Below are 17,612 nucleotides of genomic sequence, written 5' to 3' on the forward strand. Positions count from 1 at the left end.
GCCCCGGCCGCCGGTGAGCGCCGGCCGGCGCTCAGAGGTGCGACAGCGTGAAGGACAGCAGGAAGCCGCACACCAGGATCAGCCCGCTCGCCAGATGCGCCCGGTCGAACGCCTCCGGGATCATCGTGTCGGCGATCATCGCCAGCATCGCGCCCGCCGCGACCGCCGTCACCGCGGCCACCACCGCGGTGGACAGGCCGCCCACCACCGTGTAGCCGAGGACCGCCGAGACCGCGCTCGCGGCCGCGATCACGCCCCACACACCGAACACATAGCCCTTGCCGCGCCCGGCCTCCCTCATCCCGGCCGCGCTCGACAGCCCCTCCGGCAGATTGCTGAGGAAGACCGCCGTCACGGTGACGAGGCCGACCGTCCCGCCCTCCAGCAGGCCCACCCCGATGACGGCCGACTCCGGCACCCCGTCGAGCAGCGCGCCCAGCGCCAGCGCCCGGCCGGACCCCGCCTGCTCCGCCTCCGAGGGCTGCAGCCGGTGGTGGCCGGACCGCTTGCGGTGCCGCGCGCCCCGGCGCGCCAGCACCACGTTGCCCGCGGTGTACGCGACCGCGCCGCCGGCGGTGCCGATGACGGCCGGGGCCGGCCCGGCCAGCCCGTACGCCTCGCCCAGCAGCTCGAACGAGACCGCGGACAGCAGCACACCGGCGCCGAACGCCATCACCGAGGCGATGAGAAGCCGGGGAACGCGCAGGGTGTAGCCGATGAACGCGCCGATCAGCAGCGCGGAACCGGCGACCAGGCCCCACCAGCCCGCTTCGAGGACCTGCGGCATGGCGCCCGGTCACTCTCCCCGGTCGTTCCGGCCGGTCCGGTGCCGGGCGCTGTCCCTCGCCGGGCCGGGAGCATCGCCCGGGGCGCGGGCCGGGCCCCCGTCCGTGAAGTCGTGCGGCCTGCGCAGCGGCCCCCAAGGGCCCCGCTGCCGCGCCACCTCGGCCCGTGCCTCCGCGATGACCTCGGCGGCGATCCACGCGACCGGACGGACCCGCGCCACCAGCGGCTCGTTGTCCGGACCCCGCCCGGCCTCCTCGCCCGTGAGGACCCAGGGGCGCACCCGGGGTCCCTCGGCCTCCCGCAGATGGCTGTAGTCGTACAGCCGCCGTGCCACCCACAGCAGCGTCGGCCGGTCCCCCCACCACGCCTCCACCCGCAGCGGATTGGCCGACAGCCCGGCCAGCGGAACACCCGTCAGGCTGTCCCTGCTCACCCCGCCGTGCCCCCGCAGATCCGTCCGCGGGCCGCTCGACCAGCGGACGAAGACCGGATCGACGCGCTCGACCAGATCCGCCAACCGGTGGAGCGAGGTGAGGACCGGAAGCTCTGCTGACGCCATGAGGCTATCCGTTACCCGGCGCCAGTCCGGGGCAATCCGGGCCCGGCGGCCTTGGGCCGACCGGGGAACACAGCGCCGATCCCCCTTTCGCGGGGACGAGCCCGGGGTACCCAGCACTCTCGTCACTCCCCGCAACCGGAGGTCCGATGTCCTTCAATCCCCTGGAGCAGCGCGGCATTCCCCTGGACCGCCAGCTCCGCACCTGGCGCGAACTGGACGTGGAACCGATCGACCCCGACCACACCGACCCGTACACCCGCTGCCGGATCATCACCATGAACGGGATCGAGGTGGAGGCGATCCTCTTCAGCCACCAGTTCGCCCGGCACTGCCCGGACCCGCAGGTGAAGCAGCAGCTCGCCCGGACCCATGTCAGCCCCGGCCGGGCCCCTCCCCGGTGCCCGAGCCGGGACGGGCCATCAGCCGGTGCGCCGCCGCCTTGACCGAGTCGGGCAGCACTCCGCTCGCGGCCTCCTGCACCTTCGTCCGCGCCGAGCCCGTCACGGCCTTCGGTTTCCCCTTCATCAGCGCGGCGAAGGCCTGCTCGGCCACCTGCGCCGGATCGTCCTTCGGCCCCTGCGCGATCCGGGTGTCCTCCATGCCGGCGCGGCGGAAGAAATCGGTGTCCGTCGGGCCCGGCATCACCGAGGTGACCGTGACCCCGGTGTCCCTCAGCTCGTCCGCCAGCGCCTCCGCGAACGACTGGAGGAAGGACTTGGAGGCGTTGTAGACGGCCTGGTGGGGGCCGGGCATCGTCGAGGCGACGGAGGAGGTGATGAGCAGCCGGCCCTCTCCCCGGGCGGCCATGCCGCGCAGCAGCCGCTTCGCCAGATGGACGGTCGAGGAGATGTTGAGGTCGATGATCTCGGCCTCGTCGGCCAGGTCCGTCTCCAGGAACGGGCCGCCGCGGCCGACACCGGCGTTGAGCGCCGCGGCGCTCACCGGCCGCCCGGCCGCGGCGGTCTCCGCGTACAGCTGCTCCACCCCGTCGTATGTCCGCAGATCGGCCCGGACCGCGCGGATGTCCGCGGCCGGGGCGGCCGACCGCAGCCGGCCGGCCGCCCCGGCCAGGCGCTCGTCCTCGGAGTTGATGAGAAGGTCGAAGCCGTTGGCGGCGAACTGCCGGGCCAGTTCGAATCCGATGCCGCTGGAGGCACCCGTCACCACGGCCAGGGGCCGGTCGTCGTCACTCATGCGTGACGGGTACCCGCACTCCGTCTCCCAACCCCGCCGCGGCGGGGCGCCCGGGCCCTGCGCCGGTGGGCGCGGGCTCAGCCTTCCTCCCGGTAGTCCTCCGGGGAGACACCGGCTTCCTCCAGGGCCTCCCGCATGTTGCGGCCCGCCCCGTCCCGGGTGCGGTCCCTCGCCTCCTCCGCGGACGCGTCCAGCACGTCGTCGGTGGACGCGGTCTTCTCCTGGCTTTCCTCGGGGGTGGTCATCCGTTCTCCTCATGCGTCTGTGTCCTGGCGGTCCGGCTCTCCCGGTGGCTGCCCGGCCGGGGCCCGGCACGCGCCACCCGGCGTCGTGATGCGCCCGGGTACCCGGGGCCGGGACACTCATGTGTCCCCGGTGCGTCAGGCACCGCGCTCGGCCGCCAGGGTCTGCAGGCGGCTCGCGACCTCCGCCAGCTCGTGGTCGGAGGGGTCGTCCCCGTCCGTGATGAGCGCGGCGAGGTCGTCCCGCGAGACGATCTCCACGGCTCCCCGGTAGCGGTCGCCGTCCAGCTCGGCGGCGGGCACGACCTGCTCCCGGCCCTCCAGCAGAACGAGTACGGGCTGCCGGTCCGGTGACCCGAGCAGGTCCCGGACATGCTTCTGGGTGATCACATGTGATCCTTTCCGCGGGATTCCCTGTCGGCACGGGGCGGCGGTCCGTCGCTGCCGCCCCGCCTGTGCCGGGGCCGCCCGGACGCCGGCGCATCACCGGAACCCGTGGCAGTCCCTGCCCGACGGGTGTCCGCCGCACGCCGCCCCATGCCTCGGCCGAGGACCCGGAAGGGAGCGCGGGCCGGGCACGGGCCGGGCACGGGCCGGCCGTGAGCAGGCCGGGACGGGCGCCGGGCCGGACGACGCGGCGCACGCGGGGGCGGCGCGGAAACGCGCGGCGGGAAGCGGGTGGGACGGGGGGCGCGCACGCCGTGCCCGTCCGCACACGGACAGGGGCCCCGGGACCCGGGCCGGGCTCGGAGCCCGGCCGTGGGGCCGTCCGGGGCCCTCCGGGGCCGTCCGGCCTCCGGGGGCGGAAGCCGCAGCCGGGGCCGCCGCCGGACCGGGGGAGCGGCCCGGCGGCGGCCCCCGGTCAGGCGAGGCGCAGGGCCCGGAGCGCGGACCGGGCCTGCTGGGAGGTGACGCCCTCCAGGGCGCCCTCACCCCGGGCCAGGCCGTCCGCGATCGACTCCAGCAGATGGCGGAGCGTGGCGCACTCCCCGTCCGGGGTGCTCAGGCAGACCAGTCCTTCGGGGCCGCGCCGTACCGTCAGCCCCGGCTGGTCCGTGCTCATCCACTGACCGTAAGTGGTGTTGTCCATCGGACCATTCTGCAAAACGGCCGGCCCGCCGCGCAGCAACACGGCACGACATCACCCGCGAACGGTAGGGCCGGGCGGCGGAACGGGCCGGTCCCGGCTCACGCCGCGGCGGTATCCGGCGGGACCGCGAATGGCGGGCCGCCCGTATTGGACCGGCCGGATTCGGGCAGCTGTTCGGTACAGTCGGCTGGAACCCCCGGCCCCCGACCAGCACCGAGGCCACACGATGAGCACCGTCCAGGACAGACCCGAGCCCGCACTCCCCGCCGGGGAGAACGGCGGGACGGCGGACCGCAAGCAGCGGATACGCCGCAGGCTGGAGCGGCTGCTGGGCATCGCCGCCACCGAGGGCAACGAGCTCGTCCCGCTGCGCAACGGTGACCGGATCTTCCCGGCGATGCTGGAGGCCATCCGCTCCGCGGAGCACACCGTCGACATGATGACGTTCGTCTACTGGCGCGGGGAGATCGCCCGCCAGTTCGCCGAGGCGCTCTCCGAGCGGGCCCGGGCCGGTGTGCGGGTGCGGCTGCTGCTCGACGGGTTCGGCAGCCGGCCCATCGAGAAGGACCTCCTGGAGATGATGGACGAGGCGGGCGCGCAGGTGGCCTGGTTCCGCAAGCCGCTGTGGATCTCGCCGTTCAAGCAGAACCACCGCTGCCACCGCAAGGCCCTGATCGTCGACGAGCGGACCGCGTTCACCGGCGGCGTGGGCATCGCCGAGGAGTGGTGCGGCGACGCCCGCAACGAGAACGAGTGGCGCGACACCCACGTGCGGATCGCCGGCCCCGCCGTGGACGGCATCGCCGCGGCCTTCTCCCAGAACTGGGCCGAGTGCCACGACCTGCTCTTCGACGAGCGCGACCGGTTCACCGCGCAGGACGCGCCGGGTGACGCGGTGGTGCAGGTCGTGCGCGGCTCCGCGAGTTACGGCTGGCAGGACATGCAGACCCTGATCCGGGTGGTCCTGGAGTCGGCGGAGGAGCACGTCCGGCTGGCCACGGCCTACTTCGCCCCGGACGAGTACTTCGTCGACCTGCTGTGCGCCGCCGCCCGGCGCGGGGTCGCGATCGACATCCTGCTGCCCGGTCCGCACACCGACCAGCGGGTGTGCCAGCTCGCCGGCCAGCGCTACTACGAGGATCTGCTGGCCTGCGGAGTGCGGATCTGGCAGTACCAGCCGACGATGATGCACGCCAAGGTGATCACCGTCGACGGGGTCGCCTCCCTGACCGGCTCCACCAACTTCAACCGCCGCTCCCTCGAACACGACGAGGAAGTGATGCTCACCGTGCTCGACGAGACCTTCACCGGCCGGCTGAACGCCGACTTCGACGAGGACCTGAAGGTGAGCGAACGCATGGTGGCCGGCCGCTGGAAGAGGCGGCCCGTCGCCCAGCGGGCGCGGGAGGCGCTGACCGCCCCCCTCCGCCGCTTCCTCTGACCCGGGACGGCCCTCGGCCCCGGGTCGTTCAGCGGCGGACCGCGTGGAAGAGCCCGCTCATCTCCTCGGCCGTCAGCTTCGCCCCGAAGACCCTGGTGCCGGGCTGGTGCCGGCGGCCGCCCTGGCCGAGGTTCCCGGCGTCGACCGGGTCGAAGCCGATGTCCCGGATCAGGCCCGCGACCACGGCCTTGGCGTCCTCGTCACTGCCCGAGACGGGGATGGCGAGCCGGTCCGGCGCGCCCTTGGGACGGCTGCCCGCCCGCAGGTTCTCCCAGTAGACGGCGTTGAACGCCTTCACCAGATTGGACCCGGTGTGGGCGCGGATCTTCTGGCTGGAGGTGATGCGGTCCCGGTCGAGATCGGGGTCGTGCCCGTCCCGCTCCGGGAAGTAGTTGCAGGTGTCGATGACGATCTTCCTGCTGAGCGAGTCGGACGGCAGCTCGTGGTACCTCCCGAACGGGATGGACACCACGACGACGTCGCCGAAGCGCGCGGTCTCCTCGGCCGTCAGGGCCCGGGCCCGGGGGCCGAGCTCCGCCACCAGGTCCCGGAGGGTGTCCGGGCCCCGGGAGTTGCTGACGGCCACCTCGTAGCCGACCCGGGTGAAGTGCTGGGCCAGGGCGGAACCGATGTGCCCGGCGCCGATGATTCCGATCCGCATAGCGTGTCCCTCTCTCGCGGGCTCTCGCTGGTCGCTTCGCTCCGCCGGCACGCGGACGAGCACGTGCCTCATGCCCGGAGTGCCCGTGCCCCGTGCCAGGAAACCTGGCCCACCGGCCTCTCGGGCCTCTCCGGCCTCTCCGGCCTCTTGAGGGGCCCCGGTGCCTTGCGCCGCTCCCGCCCATCCCGCCCGGCTTACCCGCCGCCGGCGCGCCGACCGCTCCGCGGACGCGAGGGCGGCGGCGGATCAGGGGACCCGGAAGGTGGCGCGGTAGGCGCTCGGCGAGACACCCAGCGCGGCCCGCAGATGCTGCCGCAGTGAGGCGCCCGTACCGAAGCCCGCCTCCGCCGCGATCCGGTCCACCGGCCAATCCGTCTCCTCCAGCAGCTCCCGGGCCCGCTCCACGCGGCGCCCCGTCAGCCACTGCACCGGGGTCAGCCCGGTCTCCTCCCGGAACCGGCGGCTGAACGTCCGCACGCTCATCGAGGAGCGCGCGGCCAGCTCGTGGAGCGCGATCGGCCGGCCGAGCTGTTCCTCGGCCCAGGCCCGGGCCGGCGCCGTGGAGGAGAGCCGCGGTTCCGGGACGGGGCGCGGCACGTACTGGGCCTGGCCGCCCTCGCGGTGCGGCGGTACGACGGTGTGCCGGGCGAGCGAGGCCGCCACCGCCGCACCGTGGTCGCGGCGGATCATGTGGAGGCACAGATCGATGCCCGCCGCCTCGCCCGCCGAGGTCAGGACGTCCCCGTCGTCGGTGTAGAGCACGCAGGGATCGAGGACGACATCCGGGAAGAGTTCCCGGAACCGCGCCGCGGACTTCCAATGGGTCGTCGCCGGGCGGCCCTTCAGCAGTCCGGCGGCGGCGAGCACGAAGGCGCCGGTGCACACGGAGGCGATCCGCGTCCCGGGCCGGATCCCGGCCAGGGCCGCGGCGGTGGCCGGGGAGAGGTGTCCGGTGGCGTGCACCTCGTCGTCGCCCCGCGCGGCCGGGACGATCACGGTGCGGGCCTCGCCCAGCGTCTCGGGACCACAGCCGACCCGGACCGGGAAGTCGGCGTCCGTGCGGATGTCGCCCGGCTCGGGCGCACAGGTCACCACCTCGTACAGCGGTTCCCCGTCCGCCGACCGGGCCCGCCCGAACAACTGGTGCACCACGCCGAGTTCCATGGGAATCAGCCCGTGCCGGACGAGGACGGCGACCGGATGACGGTCCGGGTACCGGAAGACGGCCATGGCGCGATCCTTGCACATACCGGCCGTCCGGCCACTCGTTCCGGCGGCGCCCGGCCCGAAGAATCTCCACAGCGGCCAGAGCGGACCCGCCCCGGCCGAGACCCGCAGGACCCAGGAAGGGACCGTCACATGCGCGTGCTGTGGATCCACGCCCACCCCGAACCGCGCTCCCTGAGCGCCGCTCTCCGCGACGAGGGCCTCCGCGCCCTGCGCGAGTCCGGTCATGAACACCGGCAGAGCGACCTCTACGCCATGGGCTGGGATCCCGTCGTCGACCGCGGCGATTTCCCGGACCACGAGCCGGCCCGCCGCCTGGTCGTCTCCACCGCCTCCAAGGCGGCCCATCTCTCCGGGCGGCTGAGCGCCGACATCCGCGCCGAACAGGAGAAGATCCGCTGGGCCGACACCCTGATCGTGCAGTTCCCGCTCTGGTGGTTCGGCCCGCCGGCGATCCTCAAGGGCTGGTTCGACCGGGTCTTCGTCAAGGGCTTCGCCTACGGCGTCAAGGACCCGGCGGACGGCGGCCGCACCCTGCGCTACGGCGACGGCGGCCTCGCCGGCCGGCGCGCGATGGCCGTCGTCACCACCGGCGGCGCCGCGCCGGCCTTCGGCCCCCGCGGCATCAACGGTGACCTCGACAGCCTGCTCTTCCCGCTGCACCACGGCACGTTCTGGTACACGGGCATGGAAGCCGTCCCGCCTTTCGCCGTGTACGACGCGGACCGCCTGGACCCCGCCGGGTACGCGGCCGCCGCCGCCGGGCTGCGCGAACGGCTGCGCACCCTGCCGGACACCGCGCCGATCCCGTTCCGCCGTGAGGCGGGCGGGGAGTACGACCGGGACTCCGTGCTGCGCGGGGACGTCGCCCCCGGGCGCACGGGGACGGCGGCCCATCTCGCCGCGAGGGCCCCGGCCGGCCGGGACGGCGGCCGTGTGCCCTGCGGTGCCGGGGCAGGGGCCGGCGCCGACGCCGGGGACCGCTGAGCGGGACGGGTGAGAGGGGCGGGGGAGCGGTGAACGGGGCGGGGGCGGTCAGCGGTTCGGCAGCCGGACCACCGTCAGGAAGAACTCGTCGATCTGCCGGATCGCCGAGATGAACGCGTCGAGGTCCACCGGCTTGGTGACGTACGCGTTGGCGTGCAGCTTGTAGCTGCGGAGGATGTCCTCCTCGGCCGCGGAGGTGGTCAGGACCACCACCGGGATGGTGGACAGCTCCGAGTCCGACTTGACCTGCTCCAGGACCTGCCGCCCGTCGTACTTGGGGAGGTTGAGGTCCAGCAGGATCAGGTCGGGCCGGGGCGCCCCGGTGTGGGCGCCGCGCTGGTACAGGAAGTCCAGCGCCTCCTCACCGTCCTGGACGACGTGCAGGGTGTTGCCGATCTTGTCCTCGAAGGCCTCGCGGGTCATCAGGACGTCGCCGGGGTCGTCCTCGACGAGCAGGACCTCGATCGGGCGCGGGGTGTTCATGTGGTGGCTTCCTCGTGGGCGGTGACGGAGTGCGGAACCGTCCGGCCGGGCAGCGTGAAGCAGATGCGGGTGCCCTCGGCCCGGTCGGTGTCCAGGGTGATCCGACCGCCATGATGCTCGACGATCTTCTTGCAGAGTGCCAGACCGATGCCGGTTCCGGTGTACGTCTCCCGGCCGTGCAGCCGCTGGAAGATGATGAAGACCTTCTCGCTGAACTCCGGCGGGATGCCGATCCCGTTGTCGGTCACGCAGAACCGCCACTCCCCGTCCTCCCCGTCCTCCCCGGACTGCTCGGCGGTGATGGTCACCTCGGGGACGCGGTCGGGGGAGCGGAACTTCACGGCGTTGCCGACGAGGTTCTGCCAGAGCATCGCCAGGGTGGTGGGGTCGCCCGTCACCTCGGGCAGCGTCTCCGGGCGCTCGACGCGGGCGCCGGACTCCTCGATCGCGGTCGAGAGGTTCGCCAGGGCGCGGTCCAGCGTCTCGTCGAGCGGCACGGGCCTGCGGTCGTCGTTGACCCGGCCCACCCGGGAGAAGGTCAGCAGATCGTTGATGAGGATCTGCATCCGCTTCGCCCCGTCGACGGCGAAGGCGATGTACTGCTTGCCGCGCTCGTCCAGTTCGTCGCCATACCGTTTCTCCAGCAGCTGGCAGAAGGAGGCCACCTTCCGCAGCGGTTCCTGCAGATCGTGCGAGGCCACATAGGCGAACTGCTCCAGCTCGGCGTTGGAGCGCCGCAGCTCGACGGCCTGGGCGTCGAGGTCGCCGGTCTGCTGGGTGAGCCGGGCCTCGCGGTTCCGGGTGGCCTCCAGCTCCTCCGTGATCCGGTGCCGCATGGCCTCCACGGCCAGGGCGACGGCGCGCACGTCGGCGGGCCCGGCCGCGCTGATGCGGTGGTCGAATTCCCCGTCGGCGACCCGCTGGGACGACTTCCGCAGGGCCAGCAGCGGTCCGCCCACCGTGCGGCGCAGCAGCACCGTCAGGGCGATGGCGGCCAGCACGAAGCTGATGATCATCAGCCCGTAGACCCAGTCGCGGGTGGTGCGGGTGGAGATGAGCTCGGCACGGGCCTCGGCCTTGGCCTCGGCTATGTGCTTGTTCTGTTCGACGAACAGCGCCCGCAGCGCGTCGAAGGACTCCCTGCTGCTCTCCAGCGCCGGGGTGTCGCCGGTCGCCCGCTCCCCGGAGCGGGTGCGCTCCATGAGCGGCACGGCGTGGGCGGAACGCCAGTCGCGGGCGGCCTGTTCGACGGCGGAGAGGTCCTCGGACATCGCGCGGTCCGGCCCGACGAGCGACCGCAGCCGTGCGACGGACCTCCGCTCCTGGGCCCGGCCGTCGGTGTAGGGCTCGAGGAACTGCTCGTCCCCGGTGAGGACGTAGCCGCGGACCCCCGTCTCCTGGTTGAGCAGGGCGCTCTGGAGCTGGTACATCTCGGCGCGGGCCGGCTGGATGCGCTCGACCAGGTCGTTGGACTGCCGCACGGTGCTCGACAGCAGCTGCGCTCCGACGACGGCGCCGCCCAGGACGAACAGCAGCATGAGCGAGAGGATCAGCTGGAACCAGCCCTGCACGGTCAGCCTGCGGCCCGTGAGGGCCGAGCCGTCCGGCCGGAGGGTCTGGGGAAGGGACGACTGGGTCACCGGGGCTTCCTCCATCCGACGCTGACGACCGCGACGTCGTCGGCCAGGCCGCCGTAGTCGGCCGCGGCCAGCTCCGCCCCGTCCACCAGGGCGTCCACGAAGTCCTGCGGGCCGAGACCCGCGCAGGCCTCGCCCGCCGCGAGCTCGCAGAGCCCGTCCTCGCCGAGGCGTTCGCGGCCGGGACCGGTCCGTCCCTCGAACAGCCCGTCCGTGAACATGACCACCTCGGCCTCGTCGGGCAGCGGGAGTTCGGTCTCCGGCCAGCCGACCGTGCCCAGACCCAGGCCCAGCGCGGGCCCGCCCGGCGGCTCCACCAGCTCCACCTCGCCCCGGGTGCGGATCAGCAGGCCCGGGTGGCCGGCGCGGACCACGCGCAGGCTGCCCCGGTCGGGCGGGAGTGTGAGCGAGGTGAAGGTGACGAAGACGGGGGAGTCGGCCCGCTCCGCGACGGTGATCTTCTCCAGGAGTTCCGCCAGGTCGCTGCCCTCGGTGCCGCACAGCACGGCCGTCCGCCAGGCCACGCGCAGGCAGACGCCCAGGGCCGCCTCCGCGGCGCCGTGCCCCGAGACGTCACCGATCACGGCGCGCACGGTGCCGTCCGGCGTCTGCACCACGTCGTAGAAGTCGCCGCCGAGGAGGGCCTGGGCGCGGCCGGGTTCGTAGCGGGCCGCGATGGTGAGGTCGTCGGTGTGCAGCAGCGGCGTGGGCAGCAGACCGCGCTCCAGGCGGGCGTTCTCCTGCGCCCGGAGCCGGCCGGCCTGCAGATCCGCCGCGGTCTGCTCGACCTGCTTGCGCTGGACGGCGTAGCGGATGGCGCGGCCGAAGAGCTCGGACTCCAGCGCGCCCTTGACCAGGTAGTCCTGGGCGCCCGCGGCCACGGCGGCGAGGCCGGCCTCGCCCTCGGCGCGGCCGGTCAGGACCACGACGGCCGTGCTCGGGGCGGCGTTGAGGATCCTGGTGACGGCGGTCACCCCGTCGGCGTCCGGGAGGTGCAGGTCGAGCAGGATGCAGCCCGGCATCAACCGCGCCCCGGCCAGCCACTCCTGGGCCTCGGCCAGGGACCGCACCCACGTCAGCTCGGTGCGGATGTCGCTGTCGGCGAGAAGCTCCTCGACGAGCAGGGCGTCGCCCGCGTCGTCCTCCACCAGGAGGAGGGACTCCGGGTCCCCGCGCCAGCGCGGCCGCGACATCCCGGCGGTGCCGAGCATGTCGGTCGTCACGCCGCCCGCGCCGTTGCCGGGCTCCGGACGAGGACTCGGCACATCCTTCGTACCGCTCACAACCCCCACCCTCCGCCCAGCCGGGCTGCCTCTATGTCTGCTGGACAATACTGTCCGGTCCACCTTGCCACCAGGAAGGTGTCCTCTTTAGCGCATTATGTGTGATTTTTTCCATATTCGGGTTTCGCCGGGCATGCACAGATGGTGACCCCGGCGGTTCGTGTCGGTGGCGAGGGCCCGGGGTGATGGGGGCTCCGTGGTCGCACCCTCTTCGCCGGATCTCCCCGCCATGTTCACGCCATAGTGATCTATCACGAGGAGACTCCTGGGCACCCGAACGCAGGTTCGGGCGTGTCGGAAGTCTACGCGCGTTGCGCATCGGCGGCCGGCACGGACCCCGAGCAGAGGACCGGATATGTCCCCCACCCGTGTCACCCGCTGGAAGCAGCTGGCGCTGCTGGCCGGCGGCCTCTCGATCGCCCTCGTGGCCCCCCACGCCACCGCGGCCGTCGCCCCCGCCGGCCCCGGCACCGGTGCCGCCGCCCCGCTCACGGCGGCCGGCGGCACCGCGTACGACGACTCGTACTACCAGGACGCGCTCGGCCGGACCGGCCCCGCGCTCAAGGACGCGCTGCACGGCATCGTCAGCGAGCAGACGAAGCTGTCCTACTCCCAGGTCTGGGACGCGCTGAAGGCCACCGACGAGGACCCGGCCGACCCGTCCCGGGTGGTGCTGCTCTACAGCGGACGCTCACAGAGCAAGTCCGAGAACGGCGGCGCCGCCGACGAGTGGAACCGCGAGCACGTCTGGGCCAAGTCGCACGGGGACTTCGGTACCGCGACGGGCCCGGGCACCGACATCCACCACCTCCGCCCGACCGATGTCACCGTCAACAGCGCGCGCGGCAACAAGGACTTCGACGAGGGCGGCTCCGAGGTCGGCGAGGCCCCCGGCAACTACACCGACAGCGACTCCTGGGAGCCGCGCGACCGGGTCAAGGGCGACGTGGCCCGGATGATCTTCTATATGGCGGTGCGGTACGAGGGCGGTGACGGCTTCGCGGACCTCGAACTCAACGACCGGGTGGGCAACGGGTCGAATCCCCTGATGGGCCGGGTCTCCATGCTGCTGGAGTGGCACGAGCAGGACCCGCCGGACACCTTCGAGAAGAACCGCAACGAGGTCATATACGCCGACTTCCAGCACAACCGGAACCCGTTCATCGACCACCCGGAGTGGGCCGGGGAGATCTGGGGCTGAATCGTTCCGCCCCGTGGCGCCGCGGACCGCCGGCCGGTGGAGGGCCGGTGATCCGCTCCGGGCCGGCCGGGCCCCGCCGGCCCGGCCGTGCCCGGCCCGGCTCCCGTCCGCCCCGCCGCGCCCGAACCCGCGCGGCGGGGCGGACGCCGGGGCGGCCCGGAGCCGCCATCACCCCCGCGCTCCGTCTGCGGCCCCCGGTCCTCCGGCCGTCCGGCCGTCCTCCGGAGCGGCGTGCGCCCCGGCTCGGAACAGCACCGCGCGGCACTCCGTCCACGCGGCCTCGCTCAGCAGCGGGCGGAGCCGGGTGAGGAGCGCCCGCAGTTCCCCGCCCCGCTGCCGGCGGAACTCCGGGCTCACCCGGGCGATGTCCAGTTCGTTGGCGGCCGTCAGCTCCGCGAAGTCCCGGAGCCGCTGGGGGCCGGGATGGAGGATCCGGCCGGAGAACCGGTCCCGGAAGAGCGGCGGGTCGTCCAGGAGCGCCGGATACGACGCCTTCCGGTCGCAACTCGCGTAGAAGTACACCAGCGCCTCGGCCTCGGCGCCGATGGCCGCCGCGAGCTGCGGGCGGCGGGCGAGGGGCAGCAGGGCGGAGGGAAAGCCGTCCGTCCCGTAGAGGGCGTGGCAGAGTCCGGCGAGCCGCAGCGCGGGCCGGGCGTCCCAGTCACCGAGGAGCTCGCCGACGCGGCGGACGTGCTCCAGCAGTGATCCGCCGGGATGCTCGATCTCCCCGGCGCCCAGCGCGCGGAGCAGGGTCATCGCATGGGTGGCACCGCTCAGGACGGGCATGCCGGTCCCCTTTCCCCGTTCGGAGGGCGGCGGGTCGGCACCCGACCCCCGGCTGTCGCAGCGCTCCGGAGGAAGGTCTGCGCGGTGCGGGGCGGGTTGCCGCCCGGGGCCCGGAACCATCGTCGGACGGGGCAACTCCCAAGTCAATCCTAGGGTTTCCTTGGAGAGGCCCCAGGTCTAGCTTGGGTGTCATGACGTTCGACGACCTCCGCACCTTCGTCGCGGTCTGCGAAGCGGGCAGCCTCAGCGCCGTGGCCCGCGAACAGCACCGCACGCAGCCGGCGGTGAGCCAGCACGTCAGACGGCTGGAACGGGAGCTGGGGCTCGGCCTGCTGGAGCGCCGTCCGCGCGGCGTCACCCCCACCCACGCCGGGCGCATCCTCTACGCGGCCGCCGCCGAGGGCATCGGCGGCATCGACCTGGCGCTGCGCCGGCTCCGCGAACTGCTGGACGGGGAGACGGGCTCGCTGCGGATCACCACCGGCGCGACCACCGTCCGGCACTTCATGGCCGAGGCCGTCGTGGCCTACCGGGAGCGCTATCCGGGGGTCAGCCTGGAGTTCCAGACGGAGAACTCCAGCCGCGGCTGCTTCGCCGCCCTGGCGGCGGACGACGCCGATCTGGCGTGGATCACCATCGGTCCCCCCGTGCGCGGCATCGAGCAGCGGCCCGTCGTCGAACTCCCCTGGGTGCTGGCCGTACGGGACGACGACCCGCTGGCCGAGAAGAGCGCCGTCGGCCCCGGCGACCTGGCGGGCATCCAGCACATCCGGCTCCCCGGGAACTCCACCTCCGGTTCCCGGCTGGACAGCCAACTGCCCCGGCTCGGCGTGCCGTCGGCGTCCGCGACCAGCGTGGCCGACTGGGACACGGCCGTCCTCCTGGCCGAACTCGGGCTCGGCCACGCGCTGGTGCCGGCGATGCCCGGACCTCCGCCCCCGGGGCGGGTCCGGCTCGTCCCCGTCCCGGCGCTGCCCCCGCTGTCGGTCGGCTGGGCCGTGCGGCAGTGGGAAGCCCTGAGCCCGCTCGCGCGCGCCTTCGCCGACACCGTGGACCGCAGCCTGGCGGAACGGTCCGGGCCGGCCCCGGGTGAGGGGGACGGCGCGGGGCGGGAGGACCTCCCGGGCGCCGCCGCCGGCCCGCCGTCGCGAAACAGAGGCGTTACGCGCAAGGGGGTTCGGTGAGGGGACCCGCTGAGGTAACGTCCGTATAACAGCACCGCGTTGCGGCCCGCTTCCGGCGGGCCCCGTCGCGTGCGCACGGGGGAAGGGGCGCTCGGAGTGCCGATCGCCTTGCTCGTCCCTTGTCCCCCTCGAGGCGTGGAGGAGATGCCGGATGCTGATGGCGCACCCGACCGTGCTGCGGAATCTGCTCGAACACTACGAAGCCCTGCGGGCCCTGGCGAAGGAGCAGGTCGTCGCTCCGCACATCCACCGCCAGATGCAGGACACCGCCTACACGCTGTGCGTCTCCACCGGGGCCCGTGACATCGACCAGGCCCTGGCGGAGGCCCGCCGCCGGCTGGACGACGAACTCGCGGCGGCCGCCCCGTAACGGATCCCCCGTCACCGCCCCCGGCCGGCTGCCGGGGGCGAGGGCGTTCCCGGGGCGGCGGCCGCCGCGAGTCCGGCCCCGGATCCGCCGGCCGCGTCCGCCGGGTCAGGAGCCGGAGGCGCCCGGGGTGAGGAACCCGGTCAGCGCCGGGTACCAGCGGGAAGCGATCTTGTGGTCGCCGGAGGAGCTGGGGTGCACGCCGTCATAGGTGTCGGCCGCGGTGTCGAAACCGGTCCACTGGTCGACCGCGACCACGGGCGACTCCGGGGTGCTGATGCCCGAAGCCCACTGCGGGATGCGGTCGTTGAGGTCCCGCACCCGCTGGGCGCACTCGGGGCAGCCGCCCGGGTTCATCGGGATGATCTGGGCGACGAGCACCTTCATCCTCGGGTTGCTCTCCCGCATCTGCCGGACGAGTTCGGTGTACGCGGCCAGGATGCGGTCGGGAGCGATGTTGCTCCAGACGTCGTTGGTGCCGAAGTGCATCATCACGATGTCCGGCCGGGTCGCGGAGAGCCAGCCGGGCAGCTGGTTCCCGTCGGCGACCCGGGTGACCAGGGCTCCGCCGTGTCCCTCGTTCTCCCCGTCGTAGGGCTGCCCGCAGCCCTGGGGACCGAGCGTGCCCACGAAGTCGACCGAGGTGTAGCCGGTGTCCTGCAGCCGGTTCCAGAGGACGGAGCGCCAGCAGCCGGGCGAGCCGGTGATGGAGTCGCCCAGCGGCATGATCCTGGTGGCGGCGGCCGCCGGCTCCCCGCCCGCGGGGGCCGGGGCGGAGACCGGGCCCGCGGGTGCGGCTCCGGCCGGCGGGGCGAGGACGAGCGCGAGCGCCAGGGCCGACCCGGCCATGACCGCCCGGAGGGGGGTTCTGCGCATGGTGGTGGTGCCTCCTGCTGTTCCGTGGGGGACGGTGCGGAACGGGCGGGGCGTCCGGTGCGGTTCCGCCCGGGAACCGTGCCGGGCCGCGTGCCGCGCCTCGGGCACGAGCGTGCGCGGGACGCGCGAGGAGGCCGCGCGCCCCGCGGTGCGGTGAACTCGGGTCGAACCGCCTGACGGTCGGGGGCGGACCGTCAGGCGGAGTACTGTGGGGGTGTGGGAGCGCTCCCATGGTTGAGGGTCATGACAACCTTGTCAACCCCCTCGGTGCGAGCGATGGCAGGACCGCGAAGAAAATAACGGGGGCTCAGCTCTCCGCCGTGCCGCCGCCCGCCGCCCGGTCCGCGCCGCCGGTCCCGGTCCGCGGTTTCTCCGTCCGTTCCGCTTCCCGTCCCTCCGGGTGCTCCTCGGTTTCCCGGCCGTCCTCGGGATCCTGCCAGTTGGGCGTCTCCTCCGGTTCGTCGAAGGAGCGCGCGACCACGATGTCGGTGGAGGAGTGGGCGAGGATCGAGAGCACGATGGTGAGGGCCACCAAGTGGAAGACGAGATCGGCCTCGGCGATGCCGGACTTGAGCACCAGCAGCGCGTAGACCACGGAGGCGAAGCCCTTGGGACCGAACCACATGGCCGCCGCCTGTTCGCGCCGGCTCAGATGGGAGCGGGCGAAGGCGATGGCCAGGGCCACCGGCCGGACCAGCACCAGGGCGAGGACGGCGAACACCCAGCCGCTCCACGAGATCTCGCCCAGGAACTCCACCGAGATCAGCGCGCCGAAGACCAGCAGGGCGGCCAGTTTCAGCAGTTCGGCGACGAGTTCGCCGAACTCGTCGAATGCCTTCCGCTGCCGGGGGCCGAAGGTGGCCACGGTCACGCCCGCGGCGAACGCGGCGAGGAAGAGGTTGGCGTGCAGGACCTGTCCCAGCCCGAGCACGACCAGCCCGATGGCGAAGGCGTTGAGCGGCTCGTAGGCGGCCGAGGCGGCGAAGAAGCGCGTCTGCTCCAGCTTGATGGCCAGCCAGGGCACGGCGACGCCGATGAGGACGCCCAGGGCGAGTTCGGTCGCCAGTTCGTCCAGGTGGAGATCGCCGGACCCCTCGGAGATGCCGAGGAAGAGGATGACGAACGGCAGCGCCAGCCCGTCGTTGATGCCGGACTCGACGTTCAGCACATGCCGGAGCCGCCCGGGGACCCGCTTGTTGCCGACGAGCGCGGCGGCGAAGACCGGGTCGGTGGGGGCCAGGATCGCGCCGAGCAGCAGGGCCTCGGGCCAGTCCAGCCCCACGATGTAGTGGGCGAGGAGGGCGGTGAGGCCGAGGGTCAGCGGCAGGCCCCAGCCCAGGGCCCGGCCGGGCAGCCGCCAGGCGGACCGCAGATCGGTCCAGCCCACCCGCATGCCGTCGGTGAACAGCACCGCGAACAGGGCCAGTTCGGCGAAGTGCTCGACCAGCGCGGAGTCGGCCGTCAGCTGGAGGACACCGGTGGTCTCCTTGCCCAGGAGGAAGCCGGCGATCAGGAACAGCGCGGCGGTGGACAGGATGGTGCGGTGCGCCAGGCTGGACACCAGCACGGCGAGCAGCAGCACCACGGCGAAGGCGAGCAGCACGGCAC

19 protein-coding genes and 1 pseudogene are annotated in these 17,612 nt (G+C 73.5%); 6 read left to right on the plus strand and 14 right to left on the minus strand.

Annotation, left to right across the window (positions count from 1 at the left end):
- Positions 1-31 precede the first annotated feature (31 nt).
- Both LIX60_RS29815 and LIX60_RS29820 read right to left on the minus strand, forming a co-directional pair.
- Entirely contained in the window at positions 32-787 is a 756-nt protein-coding gene (locus tag LIX60_RS29815; RefSeq protein ID WP_227962366.1) for a ZIP family metal transporter, read from the minus strand.
- Positions 788-796: 9 nt separating this feature from the next.
- Entirely contained in the window at positions 797-1,345 is a 549-nt protein-coding gene (locus LIX60_RS29820) for a DUF6098 family protein (protein ID WP_308101950.1), read from the minus strand.
- Positions 1,346-1,491: 146 nt separating this feature from the next.
- On the opposite strand from LIX60_RS29820, the pseudogene LIX60_RS29825 reads away from it, so the two are divergent.
- Positions 1,492-1,713, plus strand: a pseudogene (locus LIX60_RS29825) (hypothetical protein); the annotation flags it as partial.
- Between the two features lie 4 nt (positions 1,714-1,717).
- Here LIX60_RS29825 and LIX60_RS29830 read toward each other — a convergent pair.
- The 4 genes from LIX60_RS29830 to LIX60_RS29845 form a co-directional block, all read right to left on the minus strand.
- Positions 1,718-2,539 carry an SDR family oxidoreductase gene (locus LIX60_RS29830; RefSeq protein ID WP_227962370.1) on the minus strand — a complete coding sequence of 274 codons (822 nt, stop codon included), beginning with the start codon at positions 2,537-2,539 and terminating at the stop codon, positions 1,718-1,720.
- Between the two features lie 77 nt (positions 2,540-2,616).
- The gene (locus LIX60_RS29835) at positions 2,617-2,784 is read right to left on the minus strand and encodes a hypothetical protein (RefSeq protein ID WP_227962372.1); all 168 of its coding nucleotides are present in this window, start codon (positions 2,782-2,784) and stop codon (positions 2,617-2,619) included.
- Positions 2,785-2,919: 135 nt separating this feature from the next.
- The gene (locus tag LIX60_RS29840; protein ID WP_227962374.1) at positions 2,920-3,171 is read right to left on the minus strand and encodes a hypothetical protein; all 252 of its coding nucleotides are present in this window, start codon (positions 3,169-3,171) and stop codon (positions 2,920-2,922) included.
- 472 nt (positions 3,172-3,643) lie between these two features.
- Entirely contained in the window at positions 3,644-3,871 is a 228-nt protein-coding gene (locus LIX60_RS29845; protein WP_227962376.1) for a hypothetical protein, read from the minus strand.
- 226 nt (positions 3,872-4,097) lie between these two features.
- Here LIX60_RS29845 and LIX60_RS29850 point away from each other — a divergent pair, with 226 nt between their 5' ends.
- Positions 4,098-5,312, plus strand: a complete 1,215-nt coding sequence (locus LIX60_RS29850) for a phosphatidylserine/phosphatidylglycerophosphate/cardiolipin synthase family protein (protein WP_227962377.1) — start codon at positions 4,098-4,100, stop codon at positions 5,310-5,312.
- A gap of 28 nt (positions 5,313-5,340) precedes the next feature.
- Here LIX60_RS29850 and LIX60_RS29855 read toward each other — a convergent pair whose 3' ends face one another.
- Together LIX60_RS29855 and LIX60_RS29860 are read right to left on the minus strand one after the other, a co-directional pair.
- A complete protein-coding gene (locus LIX60_RS29855; RefSeq protein ID WP_227962378.1) occupies positions 5,341-6,045 on the minus strand; it encodes an NADPH-dependent F420 reductase in 705 nt (234 codons plus the stop codon).
- A 174-nt stretch (positions 6,046-6,219) separates the two neighbouring features.
- A complete protein-coding gene (locus tag LIX60_RS29860; protein WP_227962379.1) occupies positions 6,220-7,203 on the minus strand; it encodes a GlxA family transcriptional regulator in 984 nt (327 codons plus the stop codon).
- A 129-nt stretch (positions 7,204-7,332) separates the two neighbouring features.
- Between LIX60_RS29860 and LIX60_RS29865 the strand changes: the two genes are divergently transcribed.
- On the plus strand, positions 7,333-8,187 hold the full coding sequence (locus LIX60_RS29865; RefSeq protein ID WP_227962385.1) for an NAD(P)H-dependent oxidoreductase: 855 nt from the start codon (positions 7,333-7,335) through the stop codon (positions 8,185-8,187).
- A gap of 48 nt (positions 8,188-8,235) precedes the next feature.
- Here the strand turns inward: LIX60_RS29865 and LIX60_RS29870 are convergent, their stop codons facing one another.
- The 3 genes from LIX60_RS29870 to LIX60_RS29880 are packed head-to-tail and all read right to left on the minus strand — an operon-like array spanning position 8,236 to position 11,518.
- Complete coding sequence (locus tag LIX60_RS29870) at positions 8,236-8,670, minus strand: response regulator (protein WP_227962389.1); 435 nt, start codon at positions 8,668-8,670, stop codon at positions 8,236-8,238.
- On the minus strand, positions 8,667-10,325 hold the full coding sequence (locus tag LIX60_RS29875) for a CHASE3 domain-containing protein (protein ID WP_374117945.1): 1,659 nt from the start codon (positions 10,323-10,325) through the stop codon (positions 8,667-8,669). The genes LIX60_RS29870 and LIX60_RS29875 overlap by 4 nt, the downstream gene beginning before the upstream one ends.
- Positions 10,307-11,518 carry a PP2C family protein-serine/threonine phosphatase gene (locus tag LIX60_RS29880; protein ID WP_227962974.1) on the minus strand — a complete coding sequence of 404 codons (1,212 nt, stop codon included), beginning with the start codon at positions 11,516-11,518 and terminating at the stop codon, positions 10,307-10,309. Before LIX60_RS29880 ends, LIX60_RS29875 begins: the two co-directional genes overlap by 19 nt.
- Before the next feature lie 427 nt (positions 11,519-11,945).
- On the opposite strand from LIX60_RS29880, the gene LIX60_RS29885 reads away from it, so the two are divergent.
- On the plus strand, positions 11,946-12,791 hold the full coding sequence (locus LIX60_RS29885) for an endonuclease I family protein (protein WP_227962392.1): 846 nt from the start codon (positions 11,946-11,948) through the stop codon (positions 12,789-12,791).
- 168 nt (positions 12,792-12,959) lie between these two features.
- Here the strand turns inward: LIX60_RS29885 and LIX60_RS29890 are convergent, their stop codons facing one another.
- Positions 12,960-13,577 (minus strand): DUF6817 domain-containing protein, encoded by a 618-nt coding sequence (locus tag LIX60_RS29890; RefSeq protein WP_227962394.1) that lies wholly within the window; start codon positions 13,575-13,577, stop codon positions 12,960-12,962.
- 191 nt (positions 13,578-13,768) lie between these two features.
- On the opposite strand from LIX60_RS29890, the gene LIX60_RS29895 reads away from it, so the two are divergent.
- The gene (locus tag LIX60_RS29895) at positions 13,769-14,761 is read left to right on the plus strand and encodes a LysR family transcriptional regulator (RefSeq protein ID WP_227962396.1); all 993 of its coding nucleotides are present in this window, start codon (positions 13,769-13,771) and stop codon (positions 14,759-14,761) included.
- 151 nt (positions 14,762-14,912) lie between these two features.
- Complete coding sequence (locus LIX60_RS29900) at positions 14,913-15,131, plus strand: DUF5133 domain-containing protein (protein ID WP_030543400.1); 219 nt, start codon at positions 14,913-14,915, stop codon at positions 15,129-15,131.
- 105 nt (positions 15,132-15,236) lie between these two features.
- Here the strand turns inward: LIX60_RS29900 and LIX60_RS29905 are convergent, their stop codons facing one another.
- Together LIX60_RS29905 and LIX60_RS29910 are read right to left on the minus strand one after the other, a co-directional pair.
- On the minus strand, positions 15,237-16,004 hold the full coding sequence (locus LIX60_RS29905) for an SGNH/GDSL hydrolase family protein (protein ID WP_374117946.1): 768 nt from the start codon (positions 16,002-16,004) through the stop codon (positions 15,237-15,239).
- Between the two features lie 307 nt (positions 16,005-16,311).
- Positions 16,312-17,607, minus strand: a complete 1,296-nt coding sequence (locus LIX60_RS29910) for a sodium:proton antiporter (RefSeq protein WP_227962398.1) — start codon at positions 17,605-17,607, stop codon at positions 16,312-16,314.
- Positions 17,608-17,612 lie beyond the last annotated feature (5 nt).

Origin of the sequence: Streptomyces sp. S07_1.15, assembly GCF_020739505.1 — a bacterium.
GTDB classification, from domain to species: Bacteria; Actinomycetota; Actinomycetes; order Streptomycetales; family Streptomycetaceae; genus Streptomyces; species Streptomyces xinghaiensis.